19 protein-coding genes are annotated in these 20,405 nt (G+C 38.1%); 5 read left to right on the top strand and 14 right to left on the bottom strand.

The window, feature by feature from the left end; genetic code table 11:
• Window positions 1-129 precede the first annotated feature (129 nt).
• The 4 genes from CVD28_RS12590 to CVD28_RS12575 all read right to left on the bottom strand — a co-directional run bounded on the left by CVD28_RS12590 (window position 130) and on the right by CVD28_RS12575 (window position 6,068).
• Window positions 130-270 carry a DUF3934 domain-containing protein gene (locus CVD28_RS12590; protein WP_101592721.1) on the bottom strand — a complete coding sequence of 47 codons (141 nt, stop codon included), beginning with the start codon at window positions 268-270 and terminating at the stop codon, window positions 130-132.
• Window positions 271-348: 78 nt separating this feature from the next.
• A complete protein-coding gene (locus CVD28_RS12585; protein WP_101592720.1) occupies window positions 349-1,794 on the bottom strand; it encodes a DEAD/DEAH box helicase in 1,446 nt (481 codons plus the stop codon).
• 669 nt (window positions 1,795-2,463) lie between these two features.
• Window positions 2,464-2,658 carry a DUF2187 family protein gene (locus tag CVD28_RS12580; protein WP_101592825.1) on the bottom strand — a complete coding sequence of 65 codons (195 nt, stop codon included), beginning with the start codon at window positions 2,656-2,658 and terminating at the stop codon, window positions 2,464-2,466.
• A 209-nt stretch (window positions 2,659-2,867) separates the two neighbouring features.
• Window positions 2,868-6,068 carry a DEAD/DEAH box helicase gene (locus CVD28_RS12575; RefSeq protein ID WP_101592719.1) on the bottom strand — a complete coding sequence of 1,067 codons (3,201 nt, stop codon included), beginning with the start codon at window positions 6,066-6,068 and terminating at the stop codon, window positions 2,868-2,870.
• 176 nt (window positions 6,069-6,244) lie between these two features.
• On the opposite strand from CVD28_RS12575, the gene CVD28_RS12570 reads away from it, so the two are divergent.
• Window positions 6,245-6,769, top strand: coding sequence for a hypothetical protein (locus CVD28_RS12570; protein ID WP_101592718.1), 525 nt, complete (start codon window positions 6,245-6,247; stop codon window positions 6,767-6,769).
• A gap of 908 nt (window positions 6,770-7,677) precedes the next feature.
• Here the strand turns inward: CVD28_RS12570 and CVD28_RS12565 are convergent.
• Window positions 7,678-8,304 carry a metal-dependent hydrolase gene (locus CVD28_RS12565; protein WP_101592717.1) on the bottom strand — a complete coding sequence of 209 codons (627 nt, stop codon included), beginning with the start codon at window positions 8,302-8,304 and terminating at the stop codon, window positions 7,678-7,680.
• 475 nt (window positions 8,305-8,779) lie between these two features.
• Here CVD28_RS12565 and CVD28_RS12560 point away from each other — a divergent pair, with 475 nt between their 5' ends.
• Window positions 8,780-10,450, top strand: coding sequence for a ribonuclease J (locus CVD28_RS12560; RefSeq protein ID WP_101592716.1), 1,671 nt, complete (start codon window positions 8,780-8,782; stop codon window positions 10,448-10,450).
• 800 nt (window positions 10,451-11,250) lie between these two features.
• Here the strand turns inward: CVD28_RS12560 and CVD28_RS28085 are convergent.
• From CVD28_RS28085 to CVD28_RS12550, 3 genes are all read right to left on the bottom strand, one after another.
• The gene (locus CVD28_RS28085; protein WP_180954145.1) at window positions 11,251-11,397 is read right to left on the bottom strand and encodes a hypothetical protein; all 147 of its coding nucleotides are present in this window, start codon (window positions 11,395-11,397) and stop codon (window positions 11,251-11,253) included.
• A 67-nt stretch (window positions 11,398-11,464) separates the two neighbouring features.
• Window positions 11,465-12,208: a hypothetical protein gene (locus CVD28_RS12555; protein WP_101592715.1), complete on the bottom strand. Its 744-nt coding sequence runs from the start codon at window positions 12,206-12,208 to the stop codon at window positions 11,465-11,467.
• 235 nt (window positions 12,209-12,443) lie between these two features.
• The gene (locus CVD28_RS12550; protein ID WP_101592714.1) at window positions 12,444-12,926 is read right to left on the bottom strand and encodes a C40 family peptidase; all 483 of its coding nucleotides are present in this window, start codon (window positions 12,924-12,926) and stop codon (window positions 12,444-12,446) included.
• A gap of 314 nt (window positions 12,927-13,240) precedes the next feature.
• On the opposite strand from CVD28_RS12550, the gene CVD28_RS29280 reads away from it, so the two are divergent.
• Complete coding sequence (locus CVD28_RS29280; RefSeq protein ID WP_142384775.1) at window positions 13,241-13,558, top strand: DUF2785 domain-containing protein; 318 nt, start codon at window positions 13,241-13,243, stop codon at window positions 13,556-13,558.
• 227 nt (window positions 13,559-13,785) lie between these two features.
• Here CVD28_RS29280 and CVD28_RS12540 read toward each other — a convergent pair whose 3' ends face one another.
• From CVD28_RS12540 to CVD28_RS12525, 5 genes are all read right to left on the bottom strand, one after another.
• Window positions 13,786-14,421, bottom strand: a complete 636-nt coding sequence (locus CVD28_RS12540) for an FMN-dependent NADH-azoreductase (RefSeq protein ID WP_101592712.1) — start codon at window positions 14,419-14,421, stop codon at window positions 13,786-13,788.
• Window positions 14,422-14,696: 275 nt separating this feature from the next.
• On the bottom strand, window positions 14,697-14,843 hold the full coding sequence (locus tag CVD28_RS28080) for a hypothetical protein (protein ID WP_180954144.1): 147 nt from the start codon (window positions 14,841-14,843) through the stop codon (window positions 14,697-14,699).
• A 140-nt stretch (window positions 14,844-14,983) separates the two neighbouring features.
• Window positions 14,984-16,024 carry a serine hydrolase domain-containing protein gene (locus CVD28_RS12535; RefSeq protein ID WP_374702522.1) on the bottom strand — a complete coding sequence of 347 codons (1,041 nt, stop codon included), beginning with the start codon at window positions 16,022-16,024 and terminating at the stop codon, window positions 14,984-14,986.
• A gap of 247 nt (window positions 16,025-16,271) precedes the next feature.
• Complete coding sequence (locus CVD28_RS28785) at window positions 16,272-17,099, bottom strand: STAS domain-containing protein (protein ID WP_257985850.1); 828 nt, start codon at window positions 17,097-17,099, stop codon at window positions 16,272-16,274.
• Window positions 17,100-17,279: 180 nt separating this feature from the next.
• Window positions 17,280-17,651 carry a cyclic-phosphate processing receiver domain-containing protein gene (locus tag CVD28_RS12525; RefSeq protein WP_101592710.1) on the bottom strand — a complete coding sequence of 124 codons (372 nt, stop codon included), beginning with the start codon at window positions 17,649-17,651 and terminating at the stop codon, window positions 17,280-17,282.
• A gap of 474 nt (window positions 17,652-18,125) precedes the next feature.
• Between CVD28_RS12525 and CVD28_RS12520 the strand changes: the two genes are divergently transcribed.
• The gene (locus CVD28_RS12520) at window positions 18,126-18,938 is read left to right on the top strand and encodes an STAS domain-containing protein (RefSeq protein WP_374702527.1); all 813 of its coding nucleotides are present in this window, start codon (window positions 18,126-18,128) and stop codon (window positions 18,936-18,938) included.
• 62 nt (window positions 18,939-19,000) lie between these two features.
• Here the strand turns inward: CVD28_RS12520 and CVD28_RS12515 are convergent, their stop codons facing one another.
• Window positions 19,001-19,588, bottom strand: a complete 588-nt coding sequence (locus CVD28_RS12515; protein WP_101592708.1) for a hypothetical protein — start codon at window positions 19,586-19,588, stop codon at window positions 19,001-19,003.
• Between the two features lie 225 nt (window positions 19,589-19,813).
• On the opposite strand from CVD28_RS12515, the gene CVD28_RS12510 reads away from it, so the two are divergent.
• Window positions 19,814-20,164, top strand: coding sequence for a VOC family protein (locus CVD28_RS12510; protein ID WP_101592707.1), 351 nt, complete (start codon window positions 19,814-19,816; stop codon window positions 20,162-20,164).
• Window positions 20,165-20,405: the final 241 nt, after the last annotated feature.

Here is a 20,405-nt window from a genome sequence, read left to right as displayed (position 1 = left end):
GCTTATAATTTTTGAGGTTTACCCATATGTTATAAGCGGAATCTTCTATTTCAGCATAAAAAGAGGATGTCACCGCTGCTTTAGGGACATCCTCTTTCTACTATTTTTTTGCCTCGGTAATCGGTGATTCTATTCCTCGGTTGCTCTTTTTACGCCTTTGCTTTTGTACGGTTTGGCGCTTTTCGCCTTGTTGGCACTGGCCTGCCAGCGATTCCAGCCTTTTTTGCCTGTTCCTCTGCCTGTACCGCTTTTCCCTTTTGCTTTACTCATAAATTCACTCCGTTATTCTTTGTATCTGTTTTATCAATCCATACCACTTATTCGCCTTGTATAATCCCTAGCTACTATTTATTTAATCGCCTTGCTTACCTTCAGCTTTTTGCCTTTAATCGTTGTATTCTCCATAGCCTGCAGTACCAGTGAGCCTTTTCCATTCAAAATATCCACATAAGACATAGTGTCATGAATGGTTATGATGCCAATGTCATCAGCTGATACACCTGGAATATTCGAGATTGTTCCGACAAAATCTACTGCCCGTATCTTCTTCTTTTTGCCGCCGCTGAAATGGAGCTTCATAATATCTTGGTTGATCCGTGCTGTTTTGTTATTTCTTACGACTCGTCGGCCGCTGATTTTTTCATCAAAAGCTGCTTTTTCTCTTGTTACTTCCTCTTGAGAAGGAGCTTCCATTTCGGGAATGTCAAACCCAATATATCTTTCAATCGATTTTATAAATTTACCTTCATACTGTGTTGCAAACGTGATTGCTTTCCCTTTATTCCCAGCACGCCCGGTTCTGCCTGTTCGGTGGACATAGCCCTCTTTTTCCATCGGAACATCATAGTTGATGACAAGGGAAACATTGTCCACATCTATTCCTCTTGCAGCCACATCGGTTGCCACTAGATAACGGAAATTGCCCATTTTAAATCCGTCCATAACCGCAAACCTATCTTCCTGTTCCAAACCGCCATGGAGTTTTTCGCAGGAATAATTGGATTCGTCCAGTTCAGTAAACACTTTGTCTACATTTTCCTTCGTTCTGCAAAAAATGATACAGCTGTCCGGGTTCTCCACAACCGTGACATCTTTTAGAAGTGGTAGCTTTACTTCCTCGCTTGCTTCTATTAAAAAATGTTCAATCGTTTCTGTCGTAATCCCCGCAGCTTCAATTTCAATGTTAACGGGATCCATCATATATTTATGGCAGAGATTTTCAACATCAGTTGGCAGAGTTGCAGAAAATACCATCGTCACCCGGTCGGCTGGAAGTTCTTTGATAATTGCTTCTACTGTGTCGATAAAACCCATATTAAGCATTTCATCTGCTTCATCTATAATGAGATATTTTACTTGGTCCAGTACCAGCGTTCCTCTTTCTATATGATCCATCATTCGTCCAGGTGTTCCGACAACAAAATGAGTTTTTTGCTTCAACTCATCCTTTTGTTTCGCGAAGGGTTCTTTGCCATAAACGGCCATCGCTTTTATCCGTTTGAACCTGCCAATATTCGTTATATCTTCCCTTACCTGAACAGCAAGCTCCCTTGTTGGTGTGAGAATTAATGCCTGCGGGTTCTTTTCCTCCCATTCCACCATTTCACAAAGGGGAATCGCATAGGCTGCTGTCTTGCCGCTGCCAGTTTGAGATTTAACTACAAGATCTTTATTTTCCAATGCTGCTGGTATTACCTCACTCTGCACCTCAGTGGGTGTTTCATACTTTAACACAGCAAGCGCTCTTTTGATGTCTTCACTTATTCGATAATCCTCAAATCTTCTTTCACTCATAAAATAGTACCTCGTTTTTCTATATTAATCCGACTTCTTTATAGGATTCTCTGGAAGAAATATCTTATGCAAAATCTGACTATTGTCCATTATACTCGATATATCGCATGAAACGGCTTTTATTATAAATGTCATAAAAATCTTGTTACTATCACAGACACAAAAAAACCTCCAGAATCATTGCAGTCACTTGATCCTAGAGGGTTTATTATTGACCTTGCAAGTCTTTTTTTCAGACTATTCTTTCTTTGCGGACGTGAAAAACAAGGATTTACGGTAATCATCATCGTTCATTTTTTCTTCGTTTGTATAACTTGTTCTTTTACCGTGGTTTGGAAGGATTTTAGTGCCTTTCGGAAAGCGTTATCGTTCATGCTGGAATCAAACCGGTTTTCAGCACTTTCCTTGTTTTCTAGTTGAGTTTCCGCTGTATTGTCCGATTTACTGGTTCCTTGCCGGTTATCTCTAGAGTCTTCCTGTTTAATGATATTTCCTTGTTGATGATCTCCAGAGTCTTCCTGTTTTATGGTATTCGCAGTTGATTATCCATGGACTCTCCCTTTAACCAATGTTCTTTTTATTCCTTCAATCCCACCGGAAATTCATTTACTAATGACTCAGCTTCAGTTTTCTTATCAGAGGAAGATGCATTCATGTTAAAGATAGCTCCTATGCAATAGCCTCCGGGACTCTTTTCACTACCTGATAATTTTTATGATTTACCACTGTTCTGTCACTTAAAAATTCTACATTATCAGGATTGCTGGTAATCACAACAATCACAGAGTTTTCATTTACCTTTTCAACTGTGCCTTTAACGGTTTTCTTAAACACTATTTCCTCACCAATATTAGCCATTTTCAGCATCACCTATATTCCTCCTGTACGAGTTAAAGTATGTATATTGCTAACTTTATTCCCCGTTTAAATGGCATTAAAACATGCAGGATATGGATTAGTATTAGATGTTTTTTTAAGTCTCGTAGATAAGGGCTAATCATGATGTCATTGTATTATTCTTCATTTATCAGAGAAATAATGCAGGCGGATTTTTCTATTTATCGTTGGTACACTTATATCATTAAAATTTCCCGAATATCTTCATCAGTAAGAGCTGTGGGCACTTTATCTTCTGAGTGAATGATTTCATCTATCAGCTGCCTCTTTTTTTCCTGCAGTTCGTTCATTTTATCCTCAATCGTCCCCCGTGCCACAAGCTTGATAACCTGTACTGCATTCTTTTGACCCATCCGGTGGGCACGGTCAGCTGCCTGCTCCTCCACCGCCGGATTCCACCAAAGATCATAAAGAATTACTGTATCAGCGCCGGTCAGATTTAGGCCTGTACCTCCTGCTTTTAAGGAAATTAGGAACAAATCCCGTTCACCGCTGTTGAATCGATTGCAGAGCTCTAATCGTTCTTCTGATGCCGTTTGTCCATCAAGGTAGAAAAAAGGCAGGCCTTGAACTGCTAATTCCCTGCCAATCAGTGCAAGCATTTTTGTAAATTGCGAAAAAATCAGTACTCTCCTTCCAGAAAGTCTTGATTCTTCAATAATCTGTTTTAGCTGTTCAAATTTTGCTGAACTTCCCTTGTACCCGTCCACAAACAGTGCCGGATGGCAGCATATCTGCCTCAGTCGGGTTAGACCCGCAAGAATCTTAATCTTATTTTTTCGCAGGGTATCTTTATCAAGATGTTTCAGCGTATCATGCCGCAGTTTGGCCAAATAGGCAGCGTACAGCTTCTTTTGATCAGGCAGAAGCTCCGCGGATTCTATCACTTCAACTTTTTCCGGAATCTCACCCAGGACATCCTCTTTTAATCTTCGCAACAAAAATGGCCGGGTCCTCCGGGCAATTGATTCCCTGGAAAGGAAGCTATATTCTCTTAAACCCTGGAAAAGTTCAGGAAAAACTACGTGGAAAATGGACCACAGTTCCTCTATCGAATTTTCCACAGGTGTCCCGGTAAGGGCAAACCGGTGACTTGCCTGGATTTTCTTCACAGCGCGTGCTGTTTGTGTGACTGGATTTTTAAACGCCTGTGCCTCATCAAAAAATACCGTATGGAATTCCTGCTTTTCATACCACTTAATATCTTTCCGCAGCAGCGGATACGAGGTAATCAGTACATCCATTTCCTTGATATCACGCAGCAGCTTTGTTCTCTCTGGTTTAACTCCATCGACGACTACAGCTTGTACATCAGGCGCAAATTTCATCATTTCACTAAGCCAGTTGTAGGTTAAGGATGATGGGGAAACAATCAGTACGGGCAGCTTCTTTTTTCGAATGTCTGTTAGTACTGAAAGGACATAAGCTATGCTCTGCAGTGTTTTGCCAAGTCCCATATCATCTGCCAGAATACCTCCAAAGCCATAGCTGGCAAGGGATCTCATCCAATTAAAGCCGTGTATTTGATAGTCTCGCAAAATCGTCCCAAGGCTCGACGGTATTTCAAACTTCAAGCTGCTTGGATTACGGATTTCTTCAAGAAACTGACGGAACGATTCCTCTAAAGTGAGGACATCGCTGCCTTCAATTGAATCTAGGACTTGCAGACCGCGAACGATTGGCATATTTAAGCCGCTCTCCAGATCTTCCTTTTGATCTGGCACGGCATTCAGGAAACGCTGGATTTCTTTAAACTCCCTTGTCTCCAGTGATAGCAGGGAACCATTCCTCAGCCGAAAATACTTCCGCTTTTCTTCCAGTGCCGATAAAATCTCACGAATTGATTTGTCGGGAATCCCGTCCATTTCAAACTTGAATTCAAGCCAGTTTGTTCGCTCTCTTTTAATCTTCACTCTTATTTGCGGCTTGGCGTTTTCTCTAAAAATCCGGTTTCTCACTGCTGTAGTAGCATAAACTTGTACAAGCTTTTGGAGTTTCGGAACTATATAAGCCAAAAATTCATACTCCAGCTCTTCATTTTGCAGAACATATCCCCCGTCCGTCTTGGCAAACGAACCTTCCTCCATCAACTCCAGAATTATATCCTCTTTAGCCGCATCTCTTATAAGCATAAAGCCTGCCTTAGGTTCCCTGCCTTCAAGAGGATTAATTACAATCTGCTCATAGTGAAACTCCAGCCCGGCAAGAAGCCGGTCTTTCACACGGTCCAGGTAGAGCTTTGCCACCAATGGTGTGTTTAAATATTGCTCGGTAATAGACCTGGAAATGTGGACAGTGCCAAGTTTCTTCAAACCAGGAATTACTTTCTCCATGAAAAAATCTAATTGATCATGATGAATCGGAATTTGATCTGTCCCTGAAGAATCAAGCATCTGCTTTAATTCGGAAAGGCGTTTGAAATCTTCCTTTTTCAGCTGGGCTATTTTTCCATCGGATAGAACAAAACCATATCCCTCCATGACAATCATACCGCTTAACCCTTTGATCCTTAGGTTATAGCCATTTCCATCCCTCACTGTAAAATCAAATTGCAAAGGAAGAGTCTGTTCAGACAAATGAAGACCAGTAAAGCTGCGGCCGTTATACTCCAGCTTAACTAAAGGCGTTCTTGTGAGGTTAGGTAAAAGCTTTTCCCACGAAGAAGGCGGGATCAGTATAATGTCTTTGCCGATGTTTTGCTTGTCCTGCAGCGAATCAGCATACAGTTTTTCATCTTCAATCACCTGAATCAGCTGCTGAATGACATGATCAGCTTTTTTTTCAAAACAATGCAGTTTTGGGTCATATGTAAATGATATGGAAATCCTGCTAGTCTTCCTATCCTTCACATTCTCCAAAAACTCCCGGATGTTTTGGACTGGGATGGAGTCAATCTGCAGCTGGATACCGAACATATAATCCATATTGCCTGAGAGGAACGGTTTACAGATAAAAGCTGCCTCCAACACTTTTCTGTTCTCAAAATGCAGCTGATGGCCGCTCGACCTTTTTGGCTGATCAGTGAAAATTGTCAAAAGACCTTCAGTAAGGTCGTCATTTGCTGAAAAATTTGATGTAACCGGAACGTTTCCCTGGCGCTGCTGCTCATAAATAGCCAAAAGCACTGCTGCAATGTGCTGGCAATCATTTGGAACCGAAGCTAGCTTCGGACAGCTGCATTGTGAGCGTAATTTACCGCTTTCATCCTTTTCGATTATTACATGGAAATCCTCCGAAGCAGCAACGGCGGCTTCACAAAAAACATTATTATATGTTTTAATTGTTACTTTTTTGGAACGATTAAAAGCATCTCCCCTCTTGAACGAGACCGTGCCGCACATTTCTTTAATCATTTTATGATTTAAACCTATATCCAACTGCCCTCCTCCTTCCTGGTGAGATTCCGCTTCCATTATCAAGTCTTTATTAATAATTTTTTCCGTATATGATTACCATACTATAAATCGATTTAGCAGGATTGTAAATAATGATGTCGGCTGGACGGTAATTAAAGTAGAATTCAATTAACATGATCTATAACAAGGAGAAAATGATGGAGAATCAAATAGAACTTTTCATGAAGAAGATCTTTGAAAAATATTGTGAATTAAAAATTCCAAACAGGTACACTCTGGACGAAGCAGATTCCACTTTAAAAGAGAAGTATTTGGCATATGAAGAGGATATTAATCGAGCAGATGCAGAAACTGAGAACTTAGCTGCTGTTCGTAAATATTATGTTATTGAAAACCCTTTAGTCTTGCAGAGGATTTTTACAGATACCGAGAAAATAGACTTATATAATATGATTCAACTTCTAAAAGAGGAACTATATGATTTCCAAAATGAGCTCGAAAAAATGTGGAATGGTATTCAGACCGGCCAAAGGATAAACATAATCTTAGAAAGCGAAAATCTCAAGCATATCAGTGGCTTTACACTACAAGGAATAAGCGAAAAACTATTTAACGAATTGTGCATATTTGAAGGAATAGATTCTATGAAGTGCCATTTGGGGAATGAGGAGTTTCATGAATACCTTAAAAGACTGGTAAGGGCAGGGTTTATAAAGTTTTAAAAAACCTCTTAAGACCTCTGAATATCCAAAATCATTTATATTTTAATCAACAAATTATAATGTTCATATAATGTTAAAGAATAGTTCCATTTGGACAGGTCAGGTTACTTAGAGAAGGAAAAAATTGATTTTTTGAGAATGTCTTATTAATAGAGTGTGTGCGGAAATGAAGAAATTATTCCGATGGCAACTGCAATATAATAATTCCAGATATTTTCATTGGTTATTGAGATAACCATCATGAATTTATTTTACAGTTAAATTTAGTGATTCCCTGCTTTCTTTTCTCTTTTTCTTGTATTAAAGCTGCTTGATGAGATATCCAGAAAGCTCCTCGGCATCATAATAAGGAAATAAGTAAAGGGTATTATTCAATTTTTATAACAATAATGGCTTGATAATCTAAAGAAACCTTCGGTCGGGTCAATTCGAAGGTTTACATTTCTTCCATTCGCTCTTATTGAGACTGTTATGATTTTTTATTTGTTTATGATCTGAGAGCGAATTATATATTCTAGCGAGGTTTCCGGTTAAATAAAAAATTCCATTTAGCTGCAAAAAACCTATCAGATTAGCTGATAGGTCAATTGTCCAGTATGAATGGCGTTGATTTTTCCATATATTTACACAGCTTAACAAAGGAAGCGATTTGATTTTTTGGTAGGAGCAATAGTCTTCTACATCATTTATACGTTTTCATTTCTCATAAGTATCATTTGCACCTAATAAATTTGGGAAAAACCAATAATTACAATGATCGAGTTTGGATGGCTATGACTTATTATTTTTCAAAATAAAGCCTCCTCGATCTTGCTAATTGCATCTGCTGTTGAGCCTTGTATTGTTCCAGCGATATCAGCTGTTCTGAAAGATGTTTGTTCAAGTTAATCTGTCTTATATTTACTTGCTCAGAATTCCTTTGAGGATATTGGCAAAAAGAGTTTTACTCCGCGCTTATTGAATGGCAAAATACGCAAATCAGCTGCAAGATGGCTGATGTAACCTGCCATGCAGGCAGAAAAGACCCCATTTACTCCGACTGCATCCTGAAATTGTGCAGAAATGACGCCGAAAAAGATAATTCCTATTATGGAATGTGTGTAGCTTCGATGAGGAACAAATGAAGCTATGATAATAAAAATAGCTAATAGCAATAACCAGTTTTCCTCCAGTGACAGTCCTCCGGCCAAAACTCCAATTCCTGTTACGGTCAGCATGCGTCTTTGTGTAATATACATTGAAATTGCGATAATCCCTATACCTGCACCAATCCCAAGCCATTTTTCCGCCCCATCGCCTGAAAAATAGCTATAGACCATCATCAAAAGGCCAATTACCTGGGCGATGGAACGAATGACTTTATGAGAAAATGTAATTTTATTGCTTAATTTGCCATCTATATCTATATCAGGCATCAGGCCTGTGACAGCCCCTATTATAATCAACAAGCCTGTCGAAGCAGGATCAGACTGAACTGCATTTGCGACAATATATCCTGATCCTGCTCCGATGGCTAAATGTGCTGAACCATTCAACCGTATTCCCTGCTTTCCGTTGTTTAATTCAGTAAACAATTATTAGGTATGTAAGTTTGAGAATTCCATCATAATCTATTAATCTGCCAGGGTTTTACGGAAATCACTTATTTTTCCTTCTCTAGCATAAACTTAATTATCCAGTCATACCGCGTTGCTCATTAATTGTCGAAATATCATCATACCAAACCGCTGACATAGCATGCAATAAGAAAAAAGCCTGCATTCCTAATAAAAATTGAGTTTGATGCTTGAATTATTCGGCTCCCTTCTCTGCAGAGAACTATCTTTTATTACAGCAGTATTATTAATTCGCTATAACATAAAGCTTAATTCGCTATAACATAAAGCTGATTTATCCGCTGGATTATGGGTATGAAAATTATAAAAAAAACTCTTTTGTTCTTCTCCCATAATAATCCACTTTGAAACAGGGAATAATGAAAGGACTACTTCGGAGATGGAGGATATAAAAATGAGTACTAATAATGCGTTATCCATTTTTGCCTTAGGCGGCATAAATGAAATCGGCAAAAATATGTATGTGCTCCAATATGCAGATGACATCTTTATCATTGACTGCGGCGGCAAATTCCCTGATGAAAGTTTGCTGGGAATTGATTTGATTATTCCAGATATGAGATACCTCGAAGAAAATAAGGATAAAATCCGGGCTTTAATTGTAACACATGGTCACGAGGACCATATAGGCGGAGTTCCTTACCTGTTAAGAGAGATGAATGTGCCGATCTATGCAACTAATTTTACACTTGGGCTAATAGAATTAAAATTAGACGAGCATCGGCTTAGAGCGGAAACAAAACTTCATTCCATTGACTCTGAATCCAAGTTGGATTTTGGAGATGTGAAGCTTTCTTTTTTCAAAGTCAGCCACAGCATTCCAGATTGCCTTGGCATTGTTTTTGAGACCCCTGAAGGAAAAGTAGTCCATACTGGAGACTTCAAATTTGACTTAACTCCTGCACATGACCAAGCTTCGGATATTCATAAAATGGCTCAAATCGGCAGCGAGGGAGTTTTGGTTTTGATATCCGAAAGTACCAATGCAGAACGTACCGGCCTAACACCGTCCGAACAAATGGTGGGCGGACATATGGATGAGGCCTTCATGAAAGCACAGGGGAAAATCTTCGTTTCTACCTTCGCTTCTAACGTAAACCGTGTACAGCAAGTTGTGGAAGCAGCGATCAAGACTAATCGAAAGCTGTTATTGCTTGGCCGAAGTATGGTCAATGTAGTTTCAGTTGCGATCGAGCGCGGTTACTTAAATGTACCGGAGGGCATGCTGATTGACGCCCGCACAGCCGATCGGCTGGCACCTGAAAAGGTCGCAATATTATGTACCGGTAGCCAGGGAGAACCAATGGCTGCCCTTGCCCGCCTTGCAAGCGGAAATTATCGGGATGTTTCCATTTATCCTGGAGATACTGTTATTCTGGCAGCTTCCCCAATACCAGGGAATGAACGGGATGTTTCCAAAATCATCGACAACCTGTTCCAGCAGGGTGCCAAAGTGATTTACGGTTCGGGAAGCACAACAGGAATGCATGTTTCCGGGCATGGATATCAGGAAGACTTAAAGCTGATGCTGACATTAATGAAACCTACCTATTTCATTCCAATCCACGGGGAATACCGAATGCTCCACCATCACCGTTTGCTGGCCGAATCCGTCGGCGTTGAAAAAGGTAACACGTTTATCATTAAAAATGGTGATGTTGTTGATATTGAAAACAAGATTGCCCGGCAGACCCGAACTGTTCCTTCTGGGGTTACCTATGTGGACGGCATGGGTGTTGGCGATGTTGGTGACGTCGTGCTTCGCGACCGAAAACAGCTTTCCGAAGACGGGATGCTCGTCGTTGTAATAACAATCAGTAAATCGGAACGTAAAATCATTTCCGGCCCCGACACCATTTCACGAGGTTTCGTCTATGCAAGGAACTCAGAAGATCTTCTTAGGGAGGTCAACCGGCTTGTCAAAAAAACCGTCGATGAACTGCAGGAGGCTAATATCCATCAGTGGAATGTCATGAAGCAAAACATCAGAAAATCAGTAGGCCAATACTTATTCTCCCAAACAAAAAGAAGGCCGATGATTCTCCCGGTTATTATTGAAATTTAAAACGGGTTTTATTATGGTTAAGCCGAAGTTGCATTTGTGTTAAATTTAATTATCTGGATCATCAGCTGTTGCTTCATATTTAATTGCTTTTTATTTTCGTTTTTTTAATTAGCAGCTTTTTCTTTATATTAGATTGCAATTTAGATGCATTTGTTCTAATTTAATTAGTTGTTAAATGGCTATTGCCTCATAATAAATTGCGGTTTAGTTGCATTTGATCTAATTAGATTTGATGTTAAATAGCTGTTACTTCAAAATAGTCGCCGAAGATCTAATAATTAGCGCCCTTCCATAAAATTACCGAAAAAATAGGCTGCCGCGGCAGCCTATTTCATATATCTGGGGGGGTATATAGGAGATTTAGCTAAGTTTATCGAAAAATATCGCTGTGTTCAGTTTGAAAAGAAGATTTTTTTCTGCTTTTAACCCGCAAATAGAGCAATTTTGCTTTAATTCCTGGCTAAACAGTAAAACTTAAAGATTTTTTCAGTGGTGCATCCAGTTATAGATCCATTTTTGCATAAATATACCCTACCCCTGTACCTAAAAAATGCTGTTTGTTCAGATTTTAGCAATTTTATTTAACAACTTTTGAATATTATAGTGCAACCTTCGAAATTTATCATATAACTTTCAAATTTTATCATCCACATTTCAAAAAGTATCGATTTTTCGACAAAACTTGACAAGCTAACCGAACAATTAGCCTCAAATTCTTGAGAAAACAAGATTAGACCCTCAAAAAAGAAATGAATTCTCTCCTAAAAAATATAGAAATGCTGCATGCCACTGTCTCGTTCCTATTCATCATCCTGTGACTTTATTGGAGCTGGCTCCATTCGCTCCGCTTCCTTTTTTGAAACACTTTCTAAACCATAGCCAGTATCACTGATGACTAAAACATCTTCCTCTTTTGATGTAAGATTTTTAAGCGTTTCTTTGTTCAAGAATCTTCACCCCATTCAACTTTTCCCTAGTTTTACACTTGGCACATTTTTTATGTGCGGGGAGCCATTAAATAGCCATCAAAAGGACAGTATAAAAAACCAGGCCTCCGAAGAAAGCCAAAAAGTTGCTTTCCCTTTCCTCTGGAAGTTCTTCTTTCATTACATTTAGCAAGATTCCTCCCGCAAGAAAAGCAAATAACATTGCCATTGCTTTTTCGTTAACTTCAACGGCCACACTTATTCCCCAGCCAAGCAGAATCGAAAAAGCCAGCAGCCAGCGCCCCACCTTATCATATGTCTGTTTATGCAGCAGACGCAGGCTATGATCATTTGAAATAAAATGAAAAGAAATCGCCAAAAAGTAAAGGAACATTGAGACTAAATCTTTGCTGTATTCCCCTCTTAGCAAGAGATATCCAATGACTGCATTGTACACCGCAAATGACAGGATGTGTATCCAGAAAATGCCTGCCTTCTCATTTTTTCCTGATTGTTCATGCTTTCTCTTTGAAGTCTTCACCATTCTATCCAATCCATAAAAGACAGCAAGTCCTATCATTGCAAAAAGATAGATATAATTATCAGACAAATTAAAAACATCTGCAGGAAGCTCGGACGAACCTAATTTTTCCTGATGTTTATTTAATTCTGGCAGCAAATGAATGAAAACATAAGCAACAGATATTCCCCCTGCAACAGAAAGCAGCTTGCTCCTTGGGTTATAATGTAAAAACTTAAGATATCTTGAAGATAAATGAATTAATATAAATCCAATAGCAAACAGCAAGCTTTTCACTATTAACAACTTCATTCCCCCTTTCCTTTCCTTATTATATCCATCAAAGAGTTCCGGATGCTTTTTAAGAAAGGATAATTGCCTGCTTAGGAAATATGAATGGTGAAGTTTATTTTATAATGATAGGGAAATCCGATTCACCACCGATTTTTGATAAACGTACCATAATATGTTTTCTTTCTTGAATAAAAAAACGGCACCCGATGATAAGTGCCGTTCTCATTTTCATGGCAATCCAGTGAGTTTTTTATTACTTGATCACTCTCTTAGCGCCCATATATTTAGTTTTCCAATAATTGTCGCTCATCTTAATTACTGATACACCTTTTGAAGTTGTGCCGATGAACTTTCCGTTGGAATGATAAATTCCAACATACGAAACTTTCCCTTTTGCGCCAGTAGCGTAGAACACTAAATCACCTTGCTTCAATTCGCTTTGTTTTACAGCTTTACCAAGATTGAATTGAGATCCACTTGTCCTCGGGAGAGACAATTTTGTGGCTGCATGTTTGTATACATATTGAGTAAAGCCGCTTGCATCAAATGCCTTTGGAGTAGTGCCTCCATACTTATAAGGAGTGCCAACATACAGCTTTGCTGTCTCCGCCGCTTCTTCTCCATAGTTAATGGATGCAGATGCATTCGAAGCTGTACCAAAAATAAAAGCAACCGCTATAGCTAAACTTGCCAGGAGTGATAAACTCCATCTTGAAACTGGTAAACTCATGTTCATTTTCTATTCCCCCTGAAAATATATTAACCACGATTTTAAATATATTGCGTTGAATGCTTTTCATTCCTGAATAAAAAGTTTATTAATTATTTTTTGATATGATGTAACTTTTCTTTCTTTGAATCGTCAAATGTAAAATGGCTATTTACATACAAAAGCGGCACTCTCTTAAAAACTGAGTGTATTATGTATTTATTCAAACAAGTAAATTGGATACCTGCTCGATTACTATATTTTTTTCAATTCCCTTTTCCCGGCCGCCTGTTCCTTTGATTTTAATCGTTTTGGACATTTACTTATTAAACTATTGAACTCTGCCTGGCGAAAGAAACATCCGCATTGATGATGAGGATGAAAGGTTAATATATTTCATAGAAGCTCTTTTAGACAAAGGAATGGACGAGGACCTATTAGAAGAGTGGATTATACACATGAATTATGCACTTATTAATATGAAAAACCGGGAAGGATTCTCGTTAACCTTTTTTAGAAAAAAGATAAACTTAACTAACTTCCTAAAAGTTTTATATTTCCGGTTGAGGTTTAAAAACGCAGGCGATAAAATGAGAAATACTATTGAAGAAATATTAAAAAAAGTGGCATCGGCATTAATATTGCTGAAAAGACCATGAATATGGCAGCTTTTAAACTCCCGAAGTGTACAATTCATATGGCTGTTTCAAAATATTTTTCCCTGAAATTAATTTAATTAAGCGGAATCGGCACTTAAATTAGCGGTTTTTCTTTTATTCAAGCCAAATGGAAAAAGCGGCTGATGCACCCTGCTTGGTTCCGCCGCATTCCCTTTTCTTCAGCCAGATTAAAAAAGGGCACGGATACTGCACCGTGCCCTTTCAAATTAAAATGTTTGGGCCATATCCTTTGCCCGTGCAATTCCGTTTTCTTTAATTTCCTGCGCTTTATCAGGCATTGCTGCATGTCCTTCGATAAATAAACCTTCAAATGAAGGAACTCCAAAAAATTGCATGATGATATTGAGGTAACGGTGGCCCATCTCCATTTCAGCTGCTGGACCTTCTGAGTAAATTCCGCCGCGAGCTTGAATATGCAGTCCCTTTTTATCGGTTAACAGACCTACAGGCCCCTGTTCTGTGTACTTAAATGTTTTACCTGCAACCGCAACCGCATCAATATATGCTTTCATGACTGGCGGGAAGGAGAAATTCCATAATGGAGTAACAAATACATATTTATCTGCTGCAATAAATTGCTCACACAGCTCAGACAATCGGCTAACTTTTGCCTTCTCTTCTCCAGAAAGCGATTCAAAATCCTGACCGGAACGAAGTTTTCCCCAGCCGCTGAAAACATCTACATCTATAGCAGGAATATTTTCTTTGTATAAATCAACATTAACGATTTCATGATCTTGATTTTTCTCCTTGTATGTGTCAATAAATGCCTTACCGGCTGCCATACTAAAGGACTGTGTATCATCATGCGGATGTGCTGTAATGTAAAGTAACCTGGTCATTTTCTATCTTTCCTTTCCTTTTTCATCTCGGTTTCCTATCTTAGTTTGTGCAACAAAAAAAATTTCATTATGTAATAAATAATTTTCTTCTCGTTTACCCATCTTTTCAATAAACATTCCTAATTTTTTTATTTTTTCCCATTCATCTGAAAGAGTGCATTATTTTTTCAGCATGAGAAAAGGATGAAATTCAGCAATGCAATATGACAATTTCATACACATTTACAATAAAAAAAGGATTTGTCTTAGTTAAGACAACCCTTTTTCAGTAGAGTTTAATCAATTTTTTCAAAAGTGTAAGGATTTCCGCCTATGCTTTTTCTCATTTCATCTGTTAACACAAATTCTTTTACATTTGTTTCACTTCCTGAGGCTTCGTAGTTCTGGGTACTTCCATCATAATGAATTGGTTTTCCATCCATATGGTAATTCACCTCCATAGCACTAGTATATACCCTAATCTCCCTATTTATTTATTTTTTTTAGTTGAATAATCCCAAAATTCTAAAAATAAACTTCATACTTTTGTCCTTATAAAAAAAACCGCCATGGGAGGCGGTTTTCAACCTAACTTTTTTTGCTCAAAAGTATCTTCAATAGCTTTCATTATTTGAAATGCACCTGATGATTTATTGGATGCTATTGTAACTTTCAGATCCCGCTCAGGATATACAGCAGAATGAAAGCTGACGCCAGGATCATAGCCCATTATATGATATTTTAAAAAATTATTTTCTTTTTTATTCATCCAGACGCCATATCCGTAGTAAACCCCATCTTTTACCTGAACATGGGGTCTGAGCAGAATATCTGTATATTTTTTAGATAATAGCACATTACTAAATAATGCTTCCCAAAGCTTATTGATATCATTAGCAGTGATATAGGCACCGCCATCCGGTCCTCCAATAATAGGAATCGAGTAGGCATTTGTTTTCCAGGCACCATCCTCATTGTCAATATATCCATTTGCTGTGTTTTTAGGAAGCTGATCTAATGAGAAGTAGCCTGAATCGTTCATTTTACAGGGTTCGAATATATTCGTTCCCACATAATCAGTAAAAGAAAGTCCCGAATGCTTTTCCACGATCAATCCTAAAACAATGAATGCGGCATTATTATAATGAAACTTTTCTCCGGGTGAGAATTTCATTATTCCATTTTGAAATAATGGAAGAAAGTCTGCTGTCTTCCTTACTAAATACATCGGTGTATTTTTCCAAATTTCTTCAAAATCATCCATCACGTCTTCATCAAAATAATCTGGAATTCCAGAGGTGTGGGTTAACAAATGATGAATGGTTACAGTTTCATTAAAATATGGAAACTCGGTATCGAGACAATCCTTGAGTCTCATATTAAATGAAATGATGCCCTTTTCTGCAAGCTGGCAAATAGCAATGGCTGTGAACAGCTTGCACCCCGAAGCGATCCCAAAACGGGTATTCACCCTATTCAGCCGTGCCTCAGTCCTGTCGGCAAAACCTGCCGCCCCTTCATATATCACTTCAGTTCCTTCTTTAACAAAAGCAATACCCGAAAACTCTACATTCTCAATAGCTTTTTCAATTGATTCCATAATGTTTATATCTATTTTACTCATGCCCCGAACCATCCATTTTCTTTAGCATTCTTCAATTAATCTTCCAATACAGCCTCTGCTTTCGGCTTTTAGTAACTATATTTTTGCCAGCACTTAATAACGAATATTGCTTCGGCGACTATTCCTAAACGTTGCCACTGCAAAATAAATCATCACTAGACTGTCTCTATTGATCAAGCACCTGCTTATTTTTATCCTATTAACTTTTGACCATAAATACATCCTCAATAAAGGATGCCTTGGGAGGCTACATTTTATTTTGGATGTTTCTAACCGCTTGATGAAGGCTTCCAAAGGTTGAAATATCACCCAGATTTATTCCCAGATTGACCATGGTTTGAGCAATTTCAGGCCGAATGCCGGTTAATATCACTTGTATCCCAACTAGCTTAAGTGCTTCAATTACTTGAAAAATATAATTAGCTACCATAGTGTCAATAATAGGAACCCCAGATAAGTCAATAATGAGATGGCTTAAACCTAATTCAGTTCCATTTTGAAGTGCCTTTTCCATCAGCTCCTGGGATCTTTTCGTATCAAGGTCACCAACTAAAGGAATAATACCTATTTCTTCTGTAACTCTGACTATTGGTATAGAAAGCTCTAAAGCTGTTATTTCTGCGGCATACATTCGTGCAGCGTATGTTTTCGAATAAGATAAACTAAGCCAATGTACAGCGCGATCAACAATCGAATCAAAACGGGTAATAATTTCATAAAATTCCTGAAGGGAAAACTTATAATTTATCGATTCATCTTTTATTATTTCTCCAATAGTATTTCGGTAAAAACGAATTTCTTCAATTGCCACGTCTAAAGGCAGATCCAGATTTACTAATAAATTAACCCCTTCTGAACCCCATTCTTTTAATGTACTGTACGTTTCTTCCAAATTATCAAAGATTGAATTAGCAAAGATGTAAATAAGATTCTCTCTCCATTTACGCAAGACAGCATCAGCCTTACCTGAATAACTATTATGATCAGCAAGAAATCTTTGGTGGGCCAGCTCTTCTTTTTGGCTGATTACTTTACTGGATATAGCTCTAAGCGGAGTATTAATCGATGTATTCAATGGCGGTCTTCCTCCTCAAAAAAATTACCCTAAACAGTTATATTATATCTTCATACTGTTGTATAAGGAAATAACTGGTTTAAGAATTCCGAAGAAATTTTTGGGAAATCAGAAGGTAATTAATCTGATTATCGACCGTTCGAGCCATAGCGGAAAGAAATAGGATAATATAAGAAGAGTTTACATGATGTCCAGATAATGTTGCAGAACCCGTGGAGGAAAGTAATGTAGGGGCAAAGGTCTATGGGATAAGATAATTTGATTTGACATTAAAGAATCTTTTTGAGCTTCCAGCAAATAAGTATACATGGCCTTACCGCTGACTGAATTGGCAGAATGAATAGTAATGCGATTGGCAAACAGCTTTTCTCTTACCATAATTTGAACAAGCAAGGATCCATTTCTATATTTATCTACTAAATCGTGGTCCAGGGAAAGGTGTTCAATTTGAAAATTATTCAACAAATGAATACAATCGTCAATTGTTAATGCGAGAACATATCCTTCCGGCGGATCCCGATAATCATCCAGGAAAACACTAATCTTCTCCAAGTTCATTCCTCCCTTTTAAAGGGTTGACTAAGTAAAGTCGAATTGCCCCAGATAATGTACTTTATCATCAGTTTAACACATAAAGAATGGAATAAATATGAAAATATCAGATAATTCATTAAATTATTGGACAAAAAGTTTTTCTACACTCTTTAAGGGCAAATCTGCTCATAGCGTGTAAGGAAAAAGTATGAATAAGGGCTTGTCCAAAAGTTTCAGCCATTAAGCTCCATTATTTCCCCAATAATATTGTTTTAGAAAAACTAACTTCTAAACTATACAGAAATTAATTTAAATAGAAAGAGTGCTCCTCGTTTTAAAATCGGGAGTTTTTTTGTTATACTTCTCCACAAAACGAGTATACTTACAAACTTCTTTTTCCCTATGGTCATGTTGTAAACAAAACTGCTACAATAGCTATATATAACTATTTCTATCTATATTAAATAGGAGTGAATAATTGTGAAATTAGTCATGGATAAGGAATATATAGAGTATTTCGAAGAAACAAGAATGAAATTTCAAGAGGAACTATTAAGGGAAGCTGTTAATGTACGGACAAAGATAAATGATATCCTTGTGATCGGAAATATTAACCTTCTGGAAAACGCCCACAAGCTGGTCATGTTTACTATTGGCGAAGAAAAGGGTCAATTGGAAGACTTTGCAAGAGTGGAGGGTATTTCCTGGGCTTCTCATAACTTAACGTTAGCATTCAAGCTGGAATGGGTCCAGGCAATCCGCAGAACGCTGTGGCGATTTTTAAAGATTTATGATGAAAATAAAGAGTTTCAACATCCCTTTGAGTTTTTCTACCAGCTTGAAAGACAAGTAAACGACCGGATCGACCAGTTTCTAAACGTCTTTTTCCTGAGTTATTCAGATTATAAAGACCAATTAATCGAAGCGCAGCGGCAGCTGGTTGAAAATCTGTCTGTTCCCGTTATACCGATTACCCAAAAAATATGCGTTCTTCCGCTGATCGGGGAAATTGATATGATACGGGTACATACGATTGAAGAAAAAACTTTAATGGAAATTGGAAGGCTGAGGATACAATCATTAATTATGGACCTTTCCGGCATTGCCCAAATGGAAACAGAAGTCATTGACCATATGATGAAGATTATCGATGGAGCTAATATGATGGGCTGTGAGTGTGTCATCACGGGGCTTCGTCCTGAATTGGTACGAAAAATTACAAGATTGGGATTGTCGTTTGAAAATAAAGCTTTAACAAAAGCCAGCCTGCAGCAGGCGCTGGAGGATTTCCTCGTTTCCAGATAAAACAACTCTGCTAAATAACTAAGATAAACCGTATACCATGAAAGGTATGCGGTTTATCTTAGTTACTCTATATTCCCTCTGCCAAGTGCCATTGTTGCAAGAACGATTCCCTCATCATCTCTTTCAAGCGTTACAGTAAACTTACCAGGTTCATCTTGCCTGAAGCTGTACTCACTTGCTTCCTTTTCCAGAATATCACTCTCATATTCAATAATTTCCTGTGAAGCATTTTTTTCATCCTTATATCTGTCCACTTCCTGCGAATCCTTCGGAATTCGTTCCTTAATATAGGAAAGAACCTCCTCTTCACTTGGCCGTTTATCACTTTTTGATTCATATTGAAGCTGGACGTTAACGGCACGGTGATTCTCAAACGTGACAATCAGAAAGTCATCTTGAAATCGGGCTATTTCTGCATCGCCCTTGTTTTCTCCATATGCTGTTTCTATTGCTGATCTTGTATCACCCAATCCGCCTTTTTCGGTAATTTGTTTGTTATCCTTCGGTTCCTCTTCAGACTTTGCTTTGATTTTCTCCGTGGAAGGGTTATGTTTGTCTCCTTCATTTACGATTTTCTCCTCATCCGGTGAGCATGCTGCCAGTCCAAGCATAATCATCAATACTGCGGCAGTAAATTTAATTTTTTTCATTTTAGTAATGCCATCCTCCTTTTTTATCTGATGACTATATTTCTGGATATCAAAATTATACCCATCTGAATAGGGGCTAATCAGAAAAATGGAAGGAATGGATTTAAAAAGATAATACACTTTGTATATACTATAAAATCTTAGCCTGGAAAGCACTAAATGTTGGAGGTATTTTTCAATCATTGTGGAATTTTTAAAATAGTTACATGAAAGGAGGAGATTACAATGGCCAGAGTTATTGGCTTTGAATTAAGCAGCCAAGATCCTGAGAAAGCGGCGGAATTTTATTCTGCAGTTTTTGGCTGGGGAATTGCTGAACCACATTGGGATTATTGGGCTGTTACAACCGGAGAAAACGAAAAACATGGAATAAACGGCGGAATCGGAAAAGGACCAAATGATTATCCGCATGGAACCCGTATTCAACTGGAAGTCGATTCAATCGATGAGGCTATTTCTAAGGCTAAACACCATGGTGCCATGATTGTTAGAGATAAAATGGAGTTTGATGAATTTTATCTTGCATACCTGGTAGACCCCGTCGGTATTGGTTTCGGGCTTATTCAAAAAAAATAATTCCAAATATCCAATCCCTCAAGGTAATATGGGGGATTGGATAAATAATATACATGCTTTTCCACCCTCAAATCCATTATTTTACGTTACTTGCTGCCTCCCTCTTACCTTCCCTTTAGGTGAATAGACCCCAGCCAACACTCTATGAATCTCTTTTTTGAATTTCAATCTTTCCCTTATATTTCCTCCTGAAATGTGTATTTATTTAACCATTTCGGGTTTGAAACCACAGAATTTTGTC

The sequence above is a fragment of the Bacillus sp. M6-12 genome, from assembly GCF_002860285.1.
GTDB lineage: Bacteria > Bacillota > Bacilli > Bacillales > DSM-1321 > Peribacillus.
The sequence above is the reverse complement of the archived record's forward strand: the minus strand, read 5'-3'. Positions and strand labels throughout refer to the sequence as shown.

Bases quoted from the DNA above. Each gene is read 5' to 3' on its own strand.
- CVD28_RS12590 (WP_101592721.1), bottom strand. From the start codon at position 270: ATGAGTAAAGCAAAAGGGAAAAGCGGTACAGGCAGAGGAACAGGCAAA.
- CVD28_RS12585 (WP_101592720.1), bottom strand. From the start codon at position 1,794: ATGAGTGAAAGAAGATTTGAGGATTATCGAATAAGTGAAGACATCAAA.
- CVD28_RS12570 (WP_101592718.1), top strand. From the start codon at position 6,245: ATGGAGAATCAAATAGAACTTTTCATGAAGAAGATCTTTGAAAAATAT.
- CVD28_RS12560 (WP_101592716.1), top strand. From the start codon at position 8,780: ATGAGTACTAATAATGCGTTATCCATTTTTGCCTTAGGCGGCATAAAT.
- CVD28_RS12555 (WP_101592715.1), bottom strand. From the start codon at position 12,208: ATGAAGTTGTTAATAGTGAAAAGCTTGCTGTTTGCTATTGGATTTATA.
- CVD28_RS12550 (WP_101592714.1), bottom strand. From the start codon at position 12,926: ATGAACATGAGTTTACCAGTTTCAAGATGGAGTTTATCACTCCTGGCA.
- CVD28_RS12540 (WP_101592712.1), bottom strand. From the start codon at position 14,421: ATGACCAGGTTACTTTACATTACAGCACATCCGCATGATGATACACAG.
- CVD28_RS28080 (WP_180954144.1), bottom strand. From the start codon at position 14,843: ATGGATGGAAAACCAATTCATTATGATGGAAGTACCCAGAACTACGAA.
- CVD28_RS12535 (WP_374702522.1), bottom strand. From the start codon at position 16,024: ATGAGTAAAATAGATATAAACATTATGGAATCAATTGAAAAAGCTATT.
- CVD28_RS12520 (WP_374702527.1), top strand. From the start codon at position 18,126: ATGGATAAGGAATATATAGAGTATTTCGAAGAAACAAGAATGAAATTT.
- CVD28_RS12515 (WP_101592708.1), bottom strand. From the start codon at position 19,588: ATGAAAAAAATTAAATTTACTGCCGCAGTATTGATGATTATGCTTGGA.
- CVD28_RS12510 (WP_101592707.1), top strand. From the start codon at position 19,814: ATGGCCAGAGTTATTGGCTTTGAATTAAGCAGCCAAGATCCTGAGAAA.